Origin of the sequence: Pseudogracilibacillus amylolyticus (SeqCode), assembly GCF_051918545.1 — a bacterium.
Lineage (GTDB): Bacteria > Bacillota > Bacilli > Bacillales > Amphibacillaceae > Pseudogracilibacillus.
In genome coordinates this window covers 1-16,473 of the sequence record NZ_JBPPZG010000076.1, presented here as the reverse complement: position 1 = coordinate 16,473, position 16,473 = coordinate 1, and the positions used below count along the sequence as shown (strand labels likewise).

At 36.2% G+C, this 16,473-nt stretch carries 18 protein-coding genes; 12 read left to right on the top strand and 6 right to left on the bottom strand.

The genetic code is table 11. The features are described 5' to 3' along the window. The 3 genes from ACPYKA_RS10215 to ACPYKA_RS10205 all read left to right on the top strand — a co-directional run. Positions 1 to 302, top strand: a 302-nt coding sequence (locus ACPYKA_RS10215; RefSeq protein WP_479542195.1) for a hypothetical protein, incomplete at its 5' end; no start/stop codon positions are given. Positions 303 to 484: 182 nt separating this feature from the next. After that, positions 485 to 721, top strand: a complete 237-nt coding sequence (locus ACPYKA_RS10210) for a hypothetical protein (protein WP_479542194.1) — start codon at positions 485 to 487, stop codon at positions 719 to 721. A 292-nt stretch (positions 722 to 1,013) separates the two neighbouring features. Continuing rightward, entirely contained in the window at positions 1,014 to 1,301 is a 288-nt protein-coding gene (locus ACPYKA_RS10205) for a nucleotidyltransferase family protein (protein WP_479542193.1), read from the top strand. A gap of 1,087 nt (positions 1,302 to 2,388) precedes the next feature. On the opposite strand, the gene ACPYKA_RS10200 is transcribed toward ACPYKA_RS10205, so the two are convergent. Further along, positions 2,389 to 3,645 (bottom strand): DNA polymerase IV, encoded by a 1,257-nt coding sequence (locus tag ACPYKA_RS10200; RefSeq protein WP_479542192.1) that lies wholly within the window; start codon positions 3,643 to 3,645, stop codon positions 2,389 to 2,391. Positions 3,646 to 3,785: 140 nt separating this feature from the next. Here ACPYKA_RS10200 and ACPYKA_RS10195 point away from each other — a divergent pair, with 140 nt between their 5' ends. Further along, positions 3,786 to 4,007 carry a WYL domain-containing protein gene (locus tag ACPYKA_RS10195; RefSeq protein ID WP_479542191.1) on the top strand — a complete coding sequence of 74 codons (222 nt, stop codon included), beginning with the start codon at positions 3,786 to 3,788 and terminating at the stop codon, positions 4,005 to 4,007. Beyond that, positions 4,004 to 4,330 (top strand): YolD-like family protein, encoded by a 327-nt coding sequence (locus tag ACPYKA_RS10190; protein WP_479542190.1) that lies wholly within the window; start codon positions 4,004 to 4,006, stop codon positions 4,328 to 4,330. The genes ACPYKA_RS10195 and ACPYKA_RS10190 overlap by 4 nt, the downstream gene beginning before the upstream one ends. A gap of 209 nt (positions 4,331 to 4,539) precedes the next feature. On the opposite strand, the gene ACPYKA_RS10185 is transcribed toward ACPYKA_RS10190, so the two are convergent. Then, a complete protein-coding gene (locus tag ACPYKA_RS10185) occupies positions 4,540 to 5,409 on the bottom strand; it encodes a putative RNA methyltransferase (protein WP_479542189.1) in 870 nt (289 codons plus the stop codon). A gap of 480 nt (positions 5,410 to 5,889) precedes the next feature. Between ACPYKA_RS10185 and ACPYKA_RS10180 the strand changes: the two genes are divergently transcribed. Then, complete coding sequence (locus ACPYKA_RS10180; RefSeq protein ID WP_479542188.1) at positions 5,890 to 6,831, top strand: ring-cleaving dioxygenase; 942 nt, start codon at positions 5,890 to 5,892, stop codon at positions 6,829 to 6,831. A gap of 14 nt (positions 6,832 to 6,845) precedes the next feature. Next, positions 6,846 to 7,826, top strand: coding sequence for a ring-cleaving dioxygenase (locus ACPYKA_RS10175; protein ID WP_479542187.1), 981 nt, complete (start codon positions 6,846 to 6,848; stop codon positions 7,824 to 7,826). 36 nt (positions 7,827 to 7,862) lie between these two features. Here ACPYKA_RS10175 and ACPYKA_RS10170 read toward each other — a convergent pair whose 3' ends face one another. After that, entirely contained in the window at positions 7,863 to 9,272 is a 1,410-nt protein-coding gene (locus ACPYKA_RS10170; protein WP_479542186.1) for a hypothetical protein, read from the bottom strand. A gap of 362 nt (positions 9,273 to 9,634) precedes the next feature. Next, the gene (locus tag ACPYKA_RS10165) at positions 9,635 to 11,056 is read right to left on the bottom strand and encodes a flotillin family protein (protein WP_479542185.1); all 1,422 of its coding nucleotides are present in this window, start codon (positions 11,054 to 11,056) and stop codon (positions 9,635 to 9,637) included. A gap of 106 nt (positions 11,057 to 11,162) precedes the next feature. On the opposite strand from ACPYKA_RS10165, the gene ACPYKA_RS10160 reads away from it, so the two are divergent. Further along, positions 11,163 to 11,312, top strand: coding sequence for a hypothetical protein (locus tag ACPYKA_RS10160; protein ID WP_479542184.1), 150 nt, complete (start codon positions 11,163 to 11,165; stop codon positions 11,310 to 11,312). Positions 11,313 to 11,411: 99 nt separating this feature from the next. Beyond that, complete coding sequence (locus ACPYKA_RS10155; RefSeq protein ID WP_479542183.1) at positions 11,412 to 12,011, top strand: YitT family protein; 600 nt, start codon at positions 11,412 to 11,414, stop codon at positions 12,009 to 12,011. Here ACPYKA_RS10155 and ACPYKA_RS10150 read toward each other — a convergent pair whose 3' ends face one another. Together ACPYKA_RS10150 and ACPYKA_RS10145 are read right to left on the bottom strand one after the other, a co-directional pair. Further along, complete coding sequence (locus ACPYKA_RS10150; RefSeq protein ID WP_479542196.1) at positions 12,012 to 13,229, bottom strand: MFS transporter; 1,218 nt, start codon at positions 13,227 to 13,229, stop codon at positions 12,012 to 12,014. It abuts the gene before it with no gap. A gap of 40 nt (positions 13,230 to 13,269) precedes the next feature. Continuing rightward, positions 13,270 to 13,764, bottom strand: a complete 495-nt coding sequence (locus ACPYKA_RS10145; protein ID WP_479542182.1) for a DUF3231 family protein — start codon at positions 13,762 to 13,764, stop codon at positions 13,270 to 13,272. Between the two features lie 175 nt (positions 13,765 to 13,939). On the opposite strand from ACPYKA_RS10145, the gene ACPYKA_RS10140 reads away from it, so the two are divergent. Genes ACPYKA_RS10140 through ACPYKA_RS10130 form a run of 3 tightly spaced genes read left to right on the top strand, consistent with a single transcriptional unit; the run spans position 13,940 to position 16,458 of the window. Further along, positions 13,940 to 14,899, top strand: a complete 960-nt coding sequence (locus tag ACPYKA_RS10140) for a sulfonate ABC transporter substrate-binding protein (protein WP_479542181.1) — start codon at positions 13,940 to 13,942, stop codon at positions 14,897 to 14,899. A 15-nt stretch (positions 14,900 to 14,914) separates the two neighbouring features. Beyond that, a complete protein-coding gene (gene ssuC, locus ACPYKA_RS10135; RefSeq protein WP_336261435.1) occupies positions 14,915 to 15,679 on the top strand; it encodes an aliphatic sulfonate ABC transporter permease SsuC in 765 nt (254 codons plus the stop codon). Further along, positions 15,667 to 16,458 carry an ATP-binding cassette domain-containing protein gene (locus ACPYKA_RS10130; RefSeq protein ID WP_479542180.1) on the top strand — a complete coding sequence of 264 codons (792 nt, stop codon included), beginning with the start codon at positions 15,667 to 15,669 and terminating at the stop codon, positions 16,456 to 16,458. Before ssuC ends, ACPYKA_RS10130 begins: the two co-directional genes overlap by 13 nt. Positions 16,459 to 16,473 lie beyond the last annotated feature (15 nt).

Genomic DNA, 16,473 nt, shown 5'->3' with positions numbered 1-16,473 from the left:
AATTTTACGAGAATACATCAACCTATTATGGAAAAACATTACCAGAAGTTGATGTGCAAGTTTCAGAAATAGACGCATTCATCGGAGATACAATGGAATTAGAAGTTGATGAGAACGGAGATTTTAGTGGGGACTTTTCTAACTTCCCATACATAGCAGCAGGAGAAGCAGGATTGAAAGAAGGGCAGTCGTTGTTGTTCACCATTACAGATGAAGAAGGACATGTTGCTTTATTGATGACTGAAATTCAACCCCCTTCCGATGCCCCCGAATATGATGGTTTAGTATCTGAAGATGATTGATGTACTACGTCCCGGTTTGGGTTTAAGCTTTTAAATATTTTTTCTACAAAGATAGTAAAATCTTTTAAGAAGCATTTCCAAGATTAAGTATAGAATGTTAAAATGGATTAAAAGATTAATTCAAAAGATTCTTTATTCAATAAACGATCCATTTTGTTGCATACAAAGTGGAGGGAATTAAAATGTCATCTTGGATTTCTTGGGTTGCAGTGGGTCTTATGGTGGCAGTATTACTTTATGCTATTTTGAGTATCTTTTTAAAAAAACCATTAGGCTTGTATATTGCAACAGTATTTCATATTGTTTTAGGTGTTTTATCGCTTCCATCAATCGGATTATTTGTATTAGGATTGGCTGTTATTGAACTAATCATAGGAATTATAATGACTGTAATACTTCGAGGTAAACGGATAGCTTAATTTAACAATGGTGCGTATGGAATTGCAGTAAACGGGGCATTTTGTAGAGTACTGGTGTTGCCAATACTTTTAGGGTGGGGTTAATTTGAAGCTATTATTTTACATTTTGGTGTTTGGCTTTATCGTATTTTTGAATTTGGGTTTGTACTTACCGTTCCTGAAGAACAAAGATTTAGCATTCCAGAATCGGGCGCGATAATTGTACAGTGTTATGATGGGAATGAATACAAAGTAACATGTAAAAACATGATATAATATGTTTAATATGAACGAAGATTATGAGGGATGTGCTGTGTTATATGATGTTCTTCAGGAAAAACGTAATCTGATTTTGAGATTAGCGGATGAACACGGTATTAAAAATGTACAGGTTTTTGGTTCTGTAGCAAGGCTAGAAGATGGGTCTATGAGTGACCTTGATTTACTTGTTGATTTTGAAAAGGGAAGAAGTTTGTTTGATTTGATACGCTTTAAACAAGAGGTTGAGAACTTACTAAACGTTAAAGTCGATGTTGTAACAGAAAATGCTATTCATTGGAGTATGAAGGAAGATGTGCTAAGGGAAGCAATCCAATTATGAAGAATGACAATGTTTATTTGCATCATATTTTGGGATGTATAGAAAATATTGAATCATACATCCCAAATGGCAAAAGTGATTTTTTAGTTCAAAATTAATACAAAATGCAGTAATTCGTAATCTAGAAATTGTTGGGGAAGCCAACTAAACGTATATCACAGGATTTACGAGAGCAACATCCTCAATTACCATGGAATTTGGCGTAAGCTGGTAAGTTTCGACTGAAACGGATGAATAACGCCAAGAACAATTGCGTAAATTTTACGCTATGCTATATTCGGTCGTGATGGTGAGGACCTAGTTATAATGGTGATGAAATCGCTCAAGTCAAATTTAAAGAACCGTTTAGTGATTATTAATTATTAAATCATCATTAGAAAGCAGTAAAAACCGTGTAAAAACGGTTTATTCGTGGTATAATAAAAATAGAAAATCATACAATATGAAAACCGTCCCATGCGGCAAACATGGAACGGTAACAATAGACCAACCCCAACAAGAGGGGAAGGCACAGTAAAAGAAATAATCCTTCACTGGCGGGCTAGACCACATGAGGGATTATTTTTCATTTTTGCTGGACATGATGAAAGCAACTAACATTCCGAACGAAATCATTAGTGTTAATACACTCTCCATATCCATAAGCATCACCCCCTCCTTTGGGGAGTATCCCTAAAGGAAACAGTGTGCAATTCCCTCATGAGAAGCCAATCTACTGTTAGTTTCATTATAACATAAAACGAGCGTATATTCCCATTTTTAGTATATAAATAAAATAATAAAGTTGGGAAAAAAGTCACTGTTCAAATATAGTTATTTGTTATACTTGAAAAAAATGTATTCAGTTTGTCGTGTGGAAATCTTGAAACAATTGCTTCTGTTATACAGAAGGTTTTTTAGCAGAAAATATAAAACTTTCCTACTGCTCACTGGCTAAAAGCGCGACGTCCTGGGACTGGACTTTCGTTCGTCCCACCGTAAAGATTTGTTGCAACCCTGTACTAGCACATCCTGTGCGTCGTAAGTGAAACCAAGGCTTGGCGATAAGCCAAGTTTTCTAATAAACTTTTAATAAAATGGGACATTATCAAGCCCAATGTCCACCAATTTTCTTACTGCGGTCAAGTGTAATTCCGGCATCGGTATAGCTCGAGGCACGTAAAATAGCAGTTGCTCCAAAACGGTCTCTAATTGTATCCATTACATATCCGATATCCTTTTGCTTCGGTCGCTCATCGAATAAATCAAGCTGTGTATCTTGATCATCCGATAAATTAGTTAATGTGACATAGACCCGTCTAATCTTACTGTACCCGTCATAATATTTATTGAAAAGTTGGACGCATACTTGATGCATTTCCATCGTAATATTTGTTGGAGTATCCATGGAAAAAGAGCGGCTGAATCCCCCGCCTGTTTCGCTTGAATAACCGATTCCCAAATGAATGGTTCTTCCTGCTTTTTTTGCAGTACGAGCTCTTCGGCATGCTTCTTCGCAAAGGTCGAGAATACAAGTGAGTGCTTCCTTCCTTGTATAATCCCGTAATAAGGAAATACCATGTCCAAAACTTTCTTGAGTAGTTTTTGTAAAATCCCCAAAAACAGGACTTAAATCAATTCCCCAAGCATGCCAATAAAGTTGCTCCCCCATAACTCCGAAATGTTTTTTTAAGTGAGAGAGAGGAAATTGTGCAATTTGACCAAGTGTTGTAATACCTAAACGGTGTAAATTTCGCTTCATCCGACTTCCAATTCCCCATATTTTTTCTACTGGAAAAGGCCATAGCTTATCCGGAACATCTTCATAGGTGCATTCCGCAATTCCACTTTCCATTTTTTTAGCATGTAAATCCATTACAACTTTAGCTAAAAATTTATTATCACCAATCCCAATTGCGCTTGTAATTCCAAAGTCAGATAATATTGCATCTCGAATTTGAACAGCAATCTCCCGACGATTTCCGAACAATTTCTCTAAGCCGTTCACAGTAATCCAAACTTCATCTACAGAATATTGATGAATCGCTTCTTTTGGAGCAAAAGAATTCAGTAATTTAGTAATTTGAAGGGACACGTGCAAATAATCGGCCATATTTGCTTGGACAAGATGAATTGCTGGATCGTTCGGTAACTCGAAAAAACGACTTACGTTGCTAATACCGTGTTTTTCTTTTAACGCGGGTGAAGCAGCGAGAACAATACTTCCCGGACGCGATATATCTCCAACGACTGCCAATAACGTTTTCATTGGATCCAGTCCTCGTTTAACAGCTTCCACACTCGCGTAAAAAGAACGCATATCAATACAAAGAACATCATTTTTAGGATAAAGTGAATAATCCATTGTCTTACCTCCAATAATAAGAACGTATGATTTATTTTATGTAAAAAATAAATAAAAAACAACAGAAACAGGAATATTTGTTCTTGTAAAGTGCTGGAAATTGTGTTAAGATAAGAACAAATGTTCAGGAGGTAAGAAGAATGATGTGCTGTATAAAAAAGGCTGTGGAAACTGGAAGAAAGGTAAATATTATTTATTTATCCAAGTCAGGATCTATTTCAAAGCGCACCATCCAAATTATTTCTTATACGGATGATCATATTACTGCTTTTTGTTATATGCGAAATCGGTTACGAACGTTTAAAACGGAAAATATTTTGGCGGTAGAACAGAGCTGGCAGAAGTTGGAGGCATATGCATGATGAAAGTACATGACCGTGGAACGATGAAATGGGTATCTCTAATGCTACCCGAACATGTTGAGATGTTAAAGGATGTTTTTGTTGAATATAAAGAAAAACCAATTCTTGATGAACAAAAAATGATGGAGATTGATCAAACATTAAAGTTTGCATTGGAACATCAAGTGGTAATTGAAATGACATATTATCATAATGGTGACTTTTTAACCTTGCGTGGAAAGTTAGATAAAATCGATCAATGGAGAGGGTATATTGTGTTAAAAAATGAAGATGGGTTCCATGTTTCGTTATCAAGTATTGTTGATGTAGAAGTATGTAATTGAGAGCCCAGCCGCTCAGCAGATGGACTTTGTATATTGTGGTAGCTTGCGTGAATCATGCGTACCCTTGCAAAGGTTTTTTTGCTTGTAAGGGTCACGCAAGATGTTCTCGCGTTCCTCTATGATGGAGTTCCTGCTTGTTAGAGTCACGCAAGATGTTCTTGCGTAATTCAGCGAAGGAGTTTCACTTAGAGGTCACGCGGGGAATTTTCTTATTTGTTCAACCCGATTAATATATCCAAATCTAATGTAATTTTGGCGGAATCTTGTTCAATAAATGAGTTAATCCGCGAGCGATTAGCTGACCAGGTAAGAGGAGTCATTTTTACCAAATTCTCACGATCTGTCCTGGTTAAAATCTGTGTATTGGTTATTTGTTGAATATCTAGAAGTTGAAAGTTTTTTTCAAAAAGAGACACAGTATGGTCATTTTGGTAGTCGATATTTTTCTTATCAATAAAAAGTGCTTCTCTCAGTTCTTTAAGATAACTAGGGCGGGGGACTGCTTTAATAACGAGTCCATCCTGAACTAAAATTCTTTTAAACTCAGCATAATTAGCGGGGGATAAAATATTAAGAATGACGTGAAATGATGTATTTGTAAAAGGTGTTCTTGCTAAATCGCCAACAAACCAAATAAAATCAGAGTAATTTTTGGCAGCCATTAAAATGCCTTCTTTAGAAAGGTCAAGCCCCACTCCTGTAATAATATTATTTTCAATTTGATCTATAATTGAATGTAGATGCGATCCCTCCCCACACCCGAGATCCGCAATCATAAACGGGTTGGCTAAAATACCATGTTCTTTAATAATTTGTGTCACTGCCTCATGCAAAGTGGAGTATAGCTTACTTTCCGTAATGAGTTTATATCTAGTTTCAAACAAATCTTTACCGTAATTACTATTGACAGAACGGGTCATAAAATTAATATATCCTTGCTTGGCAATGTCAAAAGTATGATTATTTGTACAGACTACACTTGACAGGTTTACCACTTTAATAGATTGATCACAAAGAGGACATTTAAAACTTGTCTTAAACTTATTAATTAAATTTGCACTATTTACTTTTTTAGACATATCATTTAATCCTTTCTCAGGCGCAATAGCAATAAATGAAAAAGATTACTTAATACGTACTATACAACTTCCTTTATAGCAAAATCAAATATCCGTAATAATGAAAAAGTAGGTAAATGCATTGGGTAAATACATGATCGTGTGGAACGGTGAAATATTTTCATGTCTTTTTAGGTAGTTGCAAATCATCCTCAATCACACCCCCAGCAACATCCTTAGCGATTGAATCCTCTAACAGTTGGCTTTACCTCATGAAATTAAGCCAATAATCAAACTTACTCAACAATAGTGACTTACATCTCAAAGTTTGTTGTTAGCCCGGGGCGTGCCTCCGCCCCGGCTCGTCGGGGGCGATAGGCGTTTTCGATAATGTCTGTGTGATGATGAAATAATAAAGGATAAAACAAATTACTTTTAATTCGAGATAATTTGATGGATACTAGAGATAAGAATATACAATAATTAACTGGAGGCATAAAAATGCTTACAATTGCTGGACATCATCATATTTCGATGATTACCAAAAATGCACAGCAAAATGTCCATTTTTACCGCGATCAATTAGGCTTACGGCTTGTTAAAAAAACAGTCAACCAAGAAACTCCATCGATGTATCATCTTTTTTATGGAGATGAAACAGGGAGCCCGGGTACGAGTCTTACATTTTTTGAAATGCCATTTGTAGGATCGACATACCGAGGAACAAATGCGATCACTAGAATAGGGTTATTAGTAAAAAATGACGATGCGCTAACTTATTGGAAAAATCGTTTTGAACAGTTGAAAATTCCGCACAACAAATTCATCAATTACAGCGGGAGGAAAGCATTGCCATTTCAAGATCCAGACGGGCTAGAACTTCTACTAATGGACGGATCTGGAGAGAAACTTCCTTCCTTTTGGAAAACGTGGAAAAATTCTTCTGTTCCTAAGAAATATCAAATTTTAGGGATGGGGCCAGTAGAGATGACGGCTAGGCGCCCACAGAAATTAATCAACATGCTCGAAAACTTATTCGGTTATGAAAAGGTAGGAAATAAAGAGCAAGAAGCTAGATATCAATCAGTACTGGGAGCTCTTTACAGTGAGATTATTATACAAGAGAAAGATGGAGAGACGGAAAAACCAGGAAAAGGGAGTATTGATCATCTAGCAATTCGGGTAAAAGATGTACAAGAAATGAAAAAATGGGAAAAGAAAATAAAAGAACGCGGATATCCTGCTACAGACATCATTGATCGTCATTATTTTCATAGTCTGTATTTTAGAGACTCGAACGGAATAAAATTCGAATTAGCGACAGATGGTCCAGGACTGTATATTGATGAGGAACTTGAGAATTTAGGAGAATCATTAACTTTGCCACCATTTTTAGAAGAAAAACGTCAAGATATTGAAGCAAAATTAACACCAATAGAATAATGCAGGAGGAAAAAATGAACTTAAAAGGGATCCACCATGTAACAGCAATAACTAGTAGTGCAGAGAAAAATTACGAGTTTTTTACGTATACATTAGGCATGCGTCTCGTTAAAAAGACAGTAAACCAGGACGATATTCAGACATATCATTTATTTTTTGCCGATGATACAGGCAGTCCAGGGACAGACATGACATTTTTTGATTTTCCAGGAATTCCAAAAGGTGTTCACGGTACGAATGAAATTGCGAAAACGTCCTTTCGTGTACCGAGCGATGCCGCATTAGAATATTGGATAAAACGATTTGAGCGTCTAAAAGTTGAGCACACGGGAATTGAAGAGCAGTTCGGTAAAAAGATAATTGCATTCAACGATTTTGATGATCAGAAATATCAACTAATCTCGGATGAAAATAATGAAGGTGTGGCATCGGGAACACCGTGGCAAGATGGTCCAATACCTCTAGAATATGCAATAACAGGACTCGGCCCAATTTTTGTTCGTATTGCACAGTTCGACTATTTTAAAGAAATGCTGGAAAAAGTTTTTTCTTTTAATGAAATTGCCAAAGAAGGAGATTTTCATCTATTTGAAGTAGGAGAGGGTGGAAATGGAGCGCAAGTCATTGTGGAACACAATGTAACAATGCCTCCAGCACGTCAAGGGTACGGCACTGTTCACCATGCAGCATTCCGTGTAGATAATCGGGAAGAACTAGCAGAATGGGATACACATATACGAAAATTTGGATTTCAAACATCTGGATTTGTAGATCGTTTCTTTTTCGGATCTTTATATGTCAATGTAGCCCCACAAATATTATTTGAATTTGCCACAGATGGTCCAGGATTTATGGGGGATGAACCGTATGAAACACTCGGCGAAAAGTTATCGCTCCCACCATTTTTGGAACCGGAACGGGATAAAATTGAGCAATTAGTTCGTCCAATCGACACGATAAGAAGTACGAAAAAACTTGAAAAAGAGTACGAATAAAAAATGGAGGTGAGCTAGCGAGCTTACCTCCATTTACTATATATGAACCATCACCTGAATATACGATTGCACAATAATATAAAATACAAGAGCGTACTTCCAATTGAATTTTAATCCGTTTGTAAATAAGCTCAAACCATTAGAGGCACTGAGCACAATTACAGGCATGATTACAGGTGAAATAAGAATTGAAATTACACTTCCAGATGTAACGGCAAGCACAATTAGTTCAGGTGGATATGGTAAATTCATACCGCTTAAAATTCCGGCAACAAGAACCATTACCGTTAAAGGACCTAAACCGAAAAAACCTAAAATAATGACGATAAACGGTAATAAAAAGAGCGGATTAATAATTGGAAAATACTCTTGCATAACATTAAGCCCACTCACAACAGTACTTGCAAACTCTGTTTGTCTAAGCCCGAATATCAACACTCCGACAGTAAGCATAACATTTAATTGATATGCTTGATTAAGCATACCTTTTTGGAAGTAATCTTTTGCAACACCAAATAGTTTATAAGCTCGTTTTTTAATAAAATAGAATGCAATGATCCATAAAATAATTACAATTGGGATAATGAGCAGTAATTTGATATGGAAAAGTCCGTGGATTAAAAATATCGTCCCAAATAACGATATAAAAAGAAAAACAAATTCAATAACCTTCTTTTTTCTAACATGTTCATGAGATGCATTTTTAAGTACTTGTTTCATATTTGCTTGAAGAACTTCTGTGACATTAAAATCGTATTTTCTTTCTTTAAAAGAGGCAAAAATTACGGCCAAAATTGTTCCAATTACCGCAATACTAAGTCCTTGTAAAATAGCAATCCAAAGAGATGCACCTAATGTTTCAACAGCAAATATAAAACTAGGAATACTCACGACCCACAATGTCGATAATGCGAAACCACGGAGTAGGGCAGTCCCTTTAAAATTTTCCCACATCTCTGTCTTTTGTTCTTCTAATATAACGTTAACAAATTGATACATCATCGGTATTGAGCCAAAGAGTAAAAAATAGGCAATAATTTGAGTAAAAGCAGTTAAACTAAAGTAAAATTTTTTGCTCGTATTAAGAAATTTATAAAATACACTCATAATATCTTCAATGTATGGTTCTTCTCGAAGTACCCAGCTTATTAATGGAACGACTACTAATAAGCCAATCATATCACTCATTAACAACATTCCGCTGAAAAGACCATCCACTACAGAATAACCTGAATAAAATAAAACAATTATTCCAGCTACTAGAATAAAGATTGGTAATTTAAACTTTGCAATAGATATGTAGAGCAAGGAAAAAATAAACATACTTATCCCGACGATTGATAAAATATCTAGAAGAATAGCAATCTCAAAAAAAGCGGTAAAAAAATAAAGAATTGCATAAGTTGCAATTGATAACCGCAATCCCCATGTTGTAAAAGTTTTCATAAATTATCCCTTCAGTTTATCATTAAGAAAAATCACTCATTATCATCTTACCATAAGATTATGAGATTTTGACGTATACGCTTACGCATTTAACTAAAAGGAAAGATTAAAACGAGCGAATTACTCACTCGTTTTGAAAATGCCGCATTGAAACATATTAATGACTAAATTACGCCCGACCGCGTTATCCAGCTAGTTCTCAAAATAACCACGCAGATTTCGATTTAACCACGGGAATCGCGAAATAACCACGCCCGACCGCGTTAACCAGCTAGATTGTAAAATAACCACGTAGAATTCGATTTAACCACGGGAAACATGAAATAACCACGGGAACCGCAAAACAACCACGGGAAATTTTCTTATACTTCATCATCTGACTGCTTTTCTTGAACTACTTCCTCTTTGCTTAAAGTAGAAACCTTCTTCAATATCTCATCCAAATCCAAACCAGTCATTTGCGTAACACTTTCTTGTAAATTTGCTAACGTACTGGTCACCGTCTTGGGTAGACCGCTTACTTGATCACCTTTTCCGCCATCTAATATCCGGATTGATTCCACTTTACTTAATGGATCTGCAACGGCGGATGCATATTCAGGGAGCATTTTTATAATCATTTCGGTTAGCATGACTTCTTTATGTTTATTAAGTGCCTCTGCACGTTTTTCTATCGCTTCAATTTCTGCCGCGCTTTTTAAACGAATGACTTCGGCATCAGCTTTTCCTGCTTCCAGTCTCGACTCTGCTTCCGCTTCCGCTGCTTTTAATTGCTCATAATATGCGGCATCGGCTTTTTCTCGTCGTACTTTCACTTTTTCTTGTTCAAGCTTCACTTGCCTTTCTTCTTCTAATTGTTTAATTTTCAGATTTTCTTCACGATCTTGGCGGACGATCATAAGTCGTTGTTTCTCAATTTCAAGATTTCTTTCTTCCTGTTCTAACAGATAAGCGGCTTCTGATTTTGCTTTTTCTCTTTCTGTTACTGCTAAAATTTGTGCATCTTTAATTTCTTTTTCTTTTCTTGCTTCTGCAATGTTTATTTCTCTAGCATATTGTTCTTTTGCGACTTCCTCATTCATTTGCGCAACATGTACTTTCGTTTGCCTATTATTTGTACTCTCGGCGATTTCTGCTTCTTTTTTAATCTCTGAAATTTTAGGACGACCGAGATTTTCTAAATAGCCCTCGTCATCTTTAATATTCGTCAGTCCCAGTGAGGTAATTTTAAATCCCATATTATCTAGCTGACTTTGAGCAACTTCGCGAACCTGTTCATTAAAACTTTCTCTGTCGCTATTAATTTGTTCTACGGTCATTTTCGATAAAATTGCTCGTAAATTAGAACCGAGTACTTCTGAAACTTCAAACTCAATATCTTTTTGTTTTTTTCCTAAAAATTGTTCGGCGTATTTGACGATGCCTTCCAATGTGTCAGCAACTTTTACTGTTGCAACTGCTTCACCAAAAATTCCTACCCCTTGAAGCGTATATACTTTTGGCGTTTTTAGTTGTAGCTGAAAGGATGTTAGTGATACCGGTGTATGAGTCTGAAACATTCGCAGACGGTGCCCGCCTCCACGAATCACTTTCATCGAGCGGCCTTGTTCATCTTGAAATATATTCGATTCTTTTTTCGGATCGCCAAGCTTAGGTCCAGTAATAATAAGCGCCATGTTGGAAGGCACAGTCTTATATCTGAGTTTCATATAGATGAACCAAGCCACTCCACCTACCGCAGCGATTACAAGCAACACAAAAATAAATACAATAAATGTAAACAATGCTTTCTCCCTCCCTAACTTAACTTTATTAATAAAAAATTCTTTATATGCGTTTTGTCATCGTATTTTGGGCAAAATAAATCTATATAAAATTGGAGGTGCCTTGATGGAGAAAAATAATGATGTAAAACAAGAAGCGGAAAAACTGGAAAACGAGCAATCTACGGTCGAAAAGCAGATGGAGGAAGTTAGAAATAATCAGACAGTTAAATCAGAAAAAATTCGTTTTAAACATGCGGATGAACTGTACGATTAAAAACAATTGTAATGATTTTTAGTAACTTCGAATAAGTATGTTGCAAGGTGTACAAACCTATAATCCTAATCGAAATACCCCAAAGAGGAGGGCCTATCTTTGAAAGAATTCATGCAAAAATGGACACTAGTAATACTTGGTGGTATTTTTCAAGGAATTGGGATGGGATTATTTTTATTTCCTCAATCCATACCGTCCGGTGGTGCAGGTGGCCTGGCAATATTAATGAATTACTACTTTAATATCCCCATGGGTCCTTCTCTTTGGATTGTAAACTGTTTATTACTTTTACTAGGGATTAATTATTTAGGAAAGCGGTTTGCTGTATGGACAATGGTCGGAATGACAGTTGCTTCCCTCACGATAGACATTGTGGAAACATTTTTCTATGTAGCGGATCGGGTTTTGTTTGTCGATCTGTTATTTGGATCTGTTTTCCTTGGCATAGGTGTAGGGATACTCATGCGTCAAGGTGTATCAAATGGTGGCATGGGTGTGATGGCGTATATGATAGCACATAAGGCAAATATTTTACCAGGAAAACCACTGTTCTTCTTTAACTGCTCTATTTTTGTTATCACAGCCGCCGCAATTGGTTGGCATATTATTATCCTTGCTTTTATAAGTCAATGGATTTCCACAAGAATTGTAGATTTTATCTGTAACTATGAACCGTATCAAACATATACTGTTGATTGATTATATATATTTATAACGGAATTTCGTATTTTTATTTTCCTTTCCATCTTTACCTTTCACTCGAATGAGTAATAAAACAAGGAGTCCCACAATAAATGCTAAAATAGCAATGGATAAAAACATTCCCGTTCTAGACCAGTCCATTAAACGAGCAAAAATAGGTGGTCCAATTGCTACACCAATAAAACGTACAGACCCATATAAAGAGGTTACAAAACCCCGCCTTTCTTTACCGACAGATCCTGTAATTAGACTATTCACACAAGGCAAAATAAGCCCCGCACCAACACTACTTAAAGCAAGAATCGCTAAAAATGGAACTAATTTTTCAAACAAAGCAAGGAAGCCATAGGAAATTGTCATGAACGAAAATCCGATTAACATAAGTTTTTTCATCTTTTCCATATCGTTTCCAATTTTAGTCCCGGTAATATACGATGTTGTCACCATAAAAAGAAGTGGAATTGCTAAAATAAGTCCTTTAATGACCCCGTCAATATCGTGTTTTTCCTCCAAAATATCTGATAAATAAAAAAGAATACCAAAGAGTGTAAATAGACAAGTTCCACCAGCTAAGTACGTGACTAATAACCACCTTCCTTCGAGTTTGAATACACTTAAAAGCCCTAAAAGGTACTTTCTAAAAGGAGGAGGGGCTTGTTTGAAACTTTTTTCTTTAATAAAAATCCAAGCTAATAAAATCGAAACTAGACAAATTGCTGGAAAAGCAAAAAATACCGAATACCAAATGATGAGTCCTAATAGAGAACCGAGGATAGGAGATAAGACCTTTCCTAGTCCATTGGATGCTTCTATAAGTCCTAACACTCGGCTTCGTTCACTTCCTTTAAAAAGATCTCCTGTTAAAGCCATTGCTATCGGGGCAGTACCTGCAGCTCCAATACCTTGCAACGTCCTTCCAATTAATATCCAAACATACGCATGTGAAAAAAATGCGGCGCCAAAACCGGCCAATAATCCCCCTAATCCGAATAAAATTAATGAAGGAACAATAATAATTTTCCTTGAAAATCGATCTGATAAATATCCTAATATAGGGATAAAAATTGCTGCTGCAATTGAAAATACGGTAATTGTTAAACTCACTTGCATTTGAGAAAGCTTCAAAGCTGATTTCATTTCTGGAAAGATTGGAATAAGCATGGAATTTCCTAACGTCATAATGAGTGGTATCGATCCAATGGCCATAATGGTCATCGTGTTCTTTTTTGCTGCCAACTGCTTACACTCCTGAAATTTATTTTATGTTGATAGGTGGAGAAATTGTCCATCCTTTTTCTTTACTTAGTTTTGCTAATTTTAGATCGTATTCTTCTTTTAGTGTATGAAATTCACCGAATAGGCTTTTGATATCTTCTTGTACACAGATTCCCATGATATAGCTGCAAATCATTTTACTCACCATTAATTCTCTCTGTATTAAATTGGCGATTTCTGGATCATTAAATCGTGCTCCTGCAGGGATATCTTCTACTTCAACATTAGGACGATCTGGTGGTGCAGGAGGCAAGCGAATCCCGGCATTTTTTAAAATGTTTTCAACTTGTTCTTCCTCTGGTGTATAGCCATTTTCATAAATATCATCCAAAAAGTCTTTTAAATCTTGATCTCCAGCATGATTATTTAATACTTGCAGTGTGACTAAGTATTCTTTGGTACTTAATAAAAAAGACCAAAGATGAAAAATTTCTCCGGAATGAAAAGGTTCTACTTGTTGACTTTTATTTAACATAGAGCTAAAATCCCTCCTGTTCAATTAATACTCAGTTTAGTTTCCCTATAAATTAAAAAAATATGATTAACTTATTATCCGAAAATTTTACTGAGGACAGGAACCTACGAATTATTCATACATAGGCTAAAATCAGTAACCTCTTTAAAAACTGGTAAAGGATGGGCTAGGGAATATGAGAAAAAGTTTACTGTTGTTAGCAAGTTTTTTCCTGTTGTTATTGGTAGCTTTATCAGCGTGTGGCAATGATCATGAAGAATCTTCAGCAAATACAGCGGAAGAAAAAATTGTCCGAATTGGGTATCAAAAAAATTGCCCGTTTGTTATTTTGAAAGGCCTAGGTACACTTGAGGAAACGCTTGAACCGCTAGGGTATAAAGTTGAATGGCATGAATTTCAAGCCGGGCCAGCTTTAGTTGAAGCATTAAATGCAGGAAGTATCGATGTTGGTAGAACTGGAAATACCCCAGTAATTTTTGCTCAAGCTGCAAATACACCATTTAAAACACTAGCGGCAGGAAAACCTAAATATGAAGGTAGTGGAATATTAGTGCCAAAGGATTCAGATATTAAATCGCTTGAAGATTTAAAAAATAAGAAAATTAGTTTTGCTAAAGGTTCCAGTTCACATTATTTAATAGTAAAGGCGTTGGAAGAAGCGGGAATTAGTTATTCGGATATTACACCAGCTTTTTTACCACCTGGGGATGCACGGGTAGCTTTTGAACAAGGAAATGTAGATGCCATGGTTGTTTGGGATCCATTTACAGCATCAACAGAACTTCATTCAGATGGTGTATTACTAACTGATGGAGAGGGGTTAACGACAGATAGAGATTTCTTTATTGCAACAGAAGATTTTGCGAAAAATCATGAAGAAATCGGAAAAATTATCGTGGAGGAAGTGGCAAAGTCCTCCGATTGGGCAAACGAGAATCATGACGAATTAGTTGCCATGCTTGCTCCATTATTAAATATTGAAGAAGATTCTATTAGGCTTGCAGTCGAAAGACGCCATTATGGGGTTGATGAGATCAATGAAGAGATAATTCAGGAACAACAAAATATAGCGGATTTATTTTACGAATTAGAGATTATCCCAACAAAAATTGATGTAAATGATGTAATGAAGTAAAAGGAGGGATAAAAAATGCTACCCAGTATAAAAGGGTCAAACAAACAACTTATACCATGGCTTGTGCCGATGTTGTTATTAGTATGTTGGCAATACTTATCCTGGGTCGGTATTATTCCACAAAGAATATTGCCAGCGCCTCTTGAAGTATTGCAAGCAGCAATTACCCTTTTGTCAACAGGTGAATTGTATGAACATATATTGGTTAGTTTAGGAAGAGCATTAACTGGTTTTTTAATTGGGGGAAGCATTGGATTCTTCTTGGGATTATTTAATGGAATATCGAAGTACTCGGAATTACTTTTTGATACGTCTATTCAGATGTTAAGGAATATTCCACATTTAGCTTTAATACCACTAGTCATTTTATGGTTTGGTATTGATGAAACGTCAAAAATATTTCTAGTTGCATTAGGTGTTTTATTCCCGATATATATAAATACGTATCACGGAATTAAGTCGGTTGATAAGGATTTAATTGAGATGGGAAGAGCGTATGGTTTAAAAGGAAAAGCGTTATTTTTTATCGTGATACTCCCTGGGGCAATGTCATCGATATTAGTAGGCATTCGTTTTTCATTAGGTGTCATGTGGCTAACACTTATTGTAGCAGAAACAATTTCAACACATGCAGGAATTGGATATATGGCGATGAATGCAAGGGAATTTATGCAGATGGACGTAATAGTTTTAAGTATTGTTCTATATGCTTTATTTGGAAAGTTATCTGATATCATTGCGAAATATTTTGAGGAGAGATTACTCAAATGGAACAATTAGAAAAACGAATGAAAGAAAAAATACATGTATCACTTGAAGGGGTAAGTAAAAGTTTTTCTGAGCGATCAGTGTTAAAAGAAATTAATCTGCAAATCGATAGGGGAGAATTTATCGCTGTTGTCGGAAAGAGTGGATGTGGAAAAAGTACGTTACTCAGATTAATTGCAGGATTGGAGAAAACGTGTGAAGGAATTATTAAGATGAATGGTGCCACGCTAACTGGCTTAAATAAATATTCTAGAATTATGTTTCAGGATGGACGTTTACTCCCTTGGAAACGTGTGATCGACAATATTCGGATCGCACTTCCAAAAGAAGAAAAGGAAAAAGCGATCGAAGCACTCCAACATGTTGGGTTAGGGGACCGGCTTTATGACTGGCCAAGGCAATTATCAGGCGGACAAAAACAACGTGTTGCCCTTGCTCGAGCTTTAGTTCATGACCCTGAATTGCTACTGCTAGATGAGCCGCTAGGAGCTTTGGATGCTTTGACTCGGATTGAAATGCAGGATTTGATTGAAGTGTTATGGAAGGACAGAGGCTTTACAGCAGTATTAGTGACACATGATGTTGAGGAAGCAGTAGCGATTGCAGATCGTGTGCTACTAATAGAAGATGGGATTATTAGCTTAGATCAGAAAATTAATTTACCAAGACCAAGGCACCGTACGCAACTCGACTTTTCCATTTATGTCGAAGAAATTCTCGCCCGAATTATGAAACGAAAACCGTATACTGAGCAAATGGAGAAGCGGAAGATGGAAACTGTGAGTGTATAATAACGATGTAAGTGA

Bases quoted from the DNA above. Each gene is read 5' to 3' on its own strand.
- ACPYKA_RS10210 (WP_479542194.1), top strand. From the start codon at position 485: ATGTCATCTTGGATTTCTTGGGTTGCAGTGGGTCTTATGGTGGCAGTA.
- ACPYKA_RS10200 (WP_479542192.1), bottom strand. From the start codon at position 3,645: ATGGATTATTCACTTTATCCTAAAAATGATGTTCTTTGTATTGATATG.
- ACPYKA_RS10195 (WP_479542191.1), top strand. From the start codon at position 3,786: ATGATGTGCTGTATAAAAAAGGCTGTGGAAACTGGAAGAAAGGTAAAT.
- ACPYKA_RS10190 (WP_479542190.1), top strand. From the start codon at position 4,004: ATGATGAAAGTACATGACCGTGGAACGATGAAATGGGTATCTCTAATG.
- ACPYKA_RS10185 (WP_479542189.1), bottom strand. From the start codon at position 5,409: ATGTCTAAAAAAGTAAATAGTGCAAATTTAATTAATAAGTTTAAGACA.
- ACPYKA_RS10180 (WP_479542188.1), top strand. From the start codon at position 5,890: ATGCTTACAATTGCTGGACATCATCATATTTCGATGATTACCAAAAAT.
- ACPYKA_RS10175 (WP_479542187.1), top strand. From the start codon at position 6,846: ATGAACTTAAAAGGGATCCACCATGTAACAGCAATAACTAGTAGTGCA.
- ACPYKA_RS10170 (WP_479542186.1), bottom strand. From the start codon at position 9,272: ATGAAAACTTTTACAACATGGGGATTGCGGTTATCAATTGCAACTTAT.
- ACPYKA_RS10160 (WP_479542184.1), top strand. From the start codon at position 11,163: ATGGAGAAAAATAATGATGTAAAACAAGAAGCGGAAAAACTGGAAAAC.
- ACPYKA_RS10150 (WP_479542196.1), bottom strand. From the start codon at position 13,229: ATGACCATTATGGCCATTGGATCGATACCACTCATTATGACGTTAGGA.
- ACPYKA_RS10145 (WP_479542182.1), bottom strand. From the start codon at position 13,764: ATGTTAAATAAAAGTCAACAAGTAGAACCTTTTCATTCCGGAGAAATT.
- ACPYKA_RS10140 (WP_479542181.1), top strand. From the start codon at position 13,940: ATGAGAAAAAGTTTACTGTTGTTAGCAAGTTTTTTCCTGTTGTTATTG.
- ssuC (WP_336261435.1), top strand. From the start codon at position 14,915: ATGCTACCCAGTATAAAAGGGTCAAACAAACAACTTATACCATGGCTT.
- ACPYKA_RS10130 (WP_479542180.1), top strand. From the start codon at position 15,667: ATGGAACAATTAGAAAAACGAATGAAAGAAAAAATACATGTATCACTT.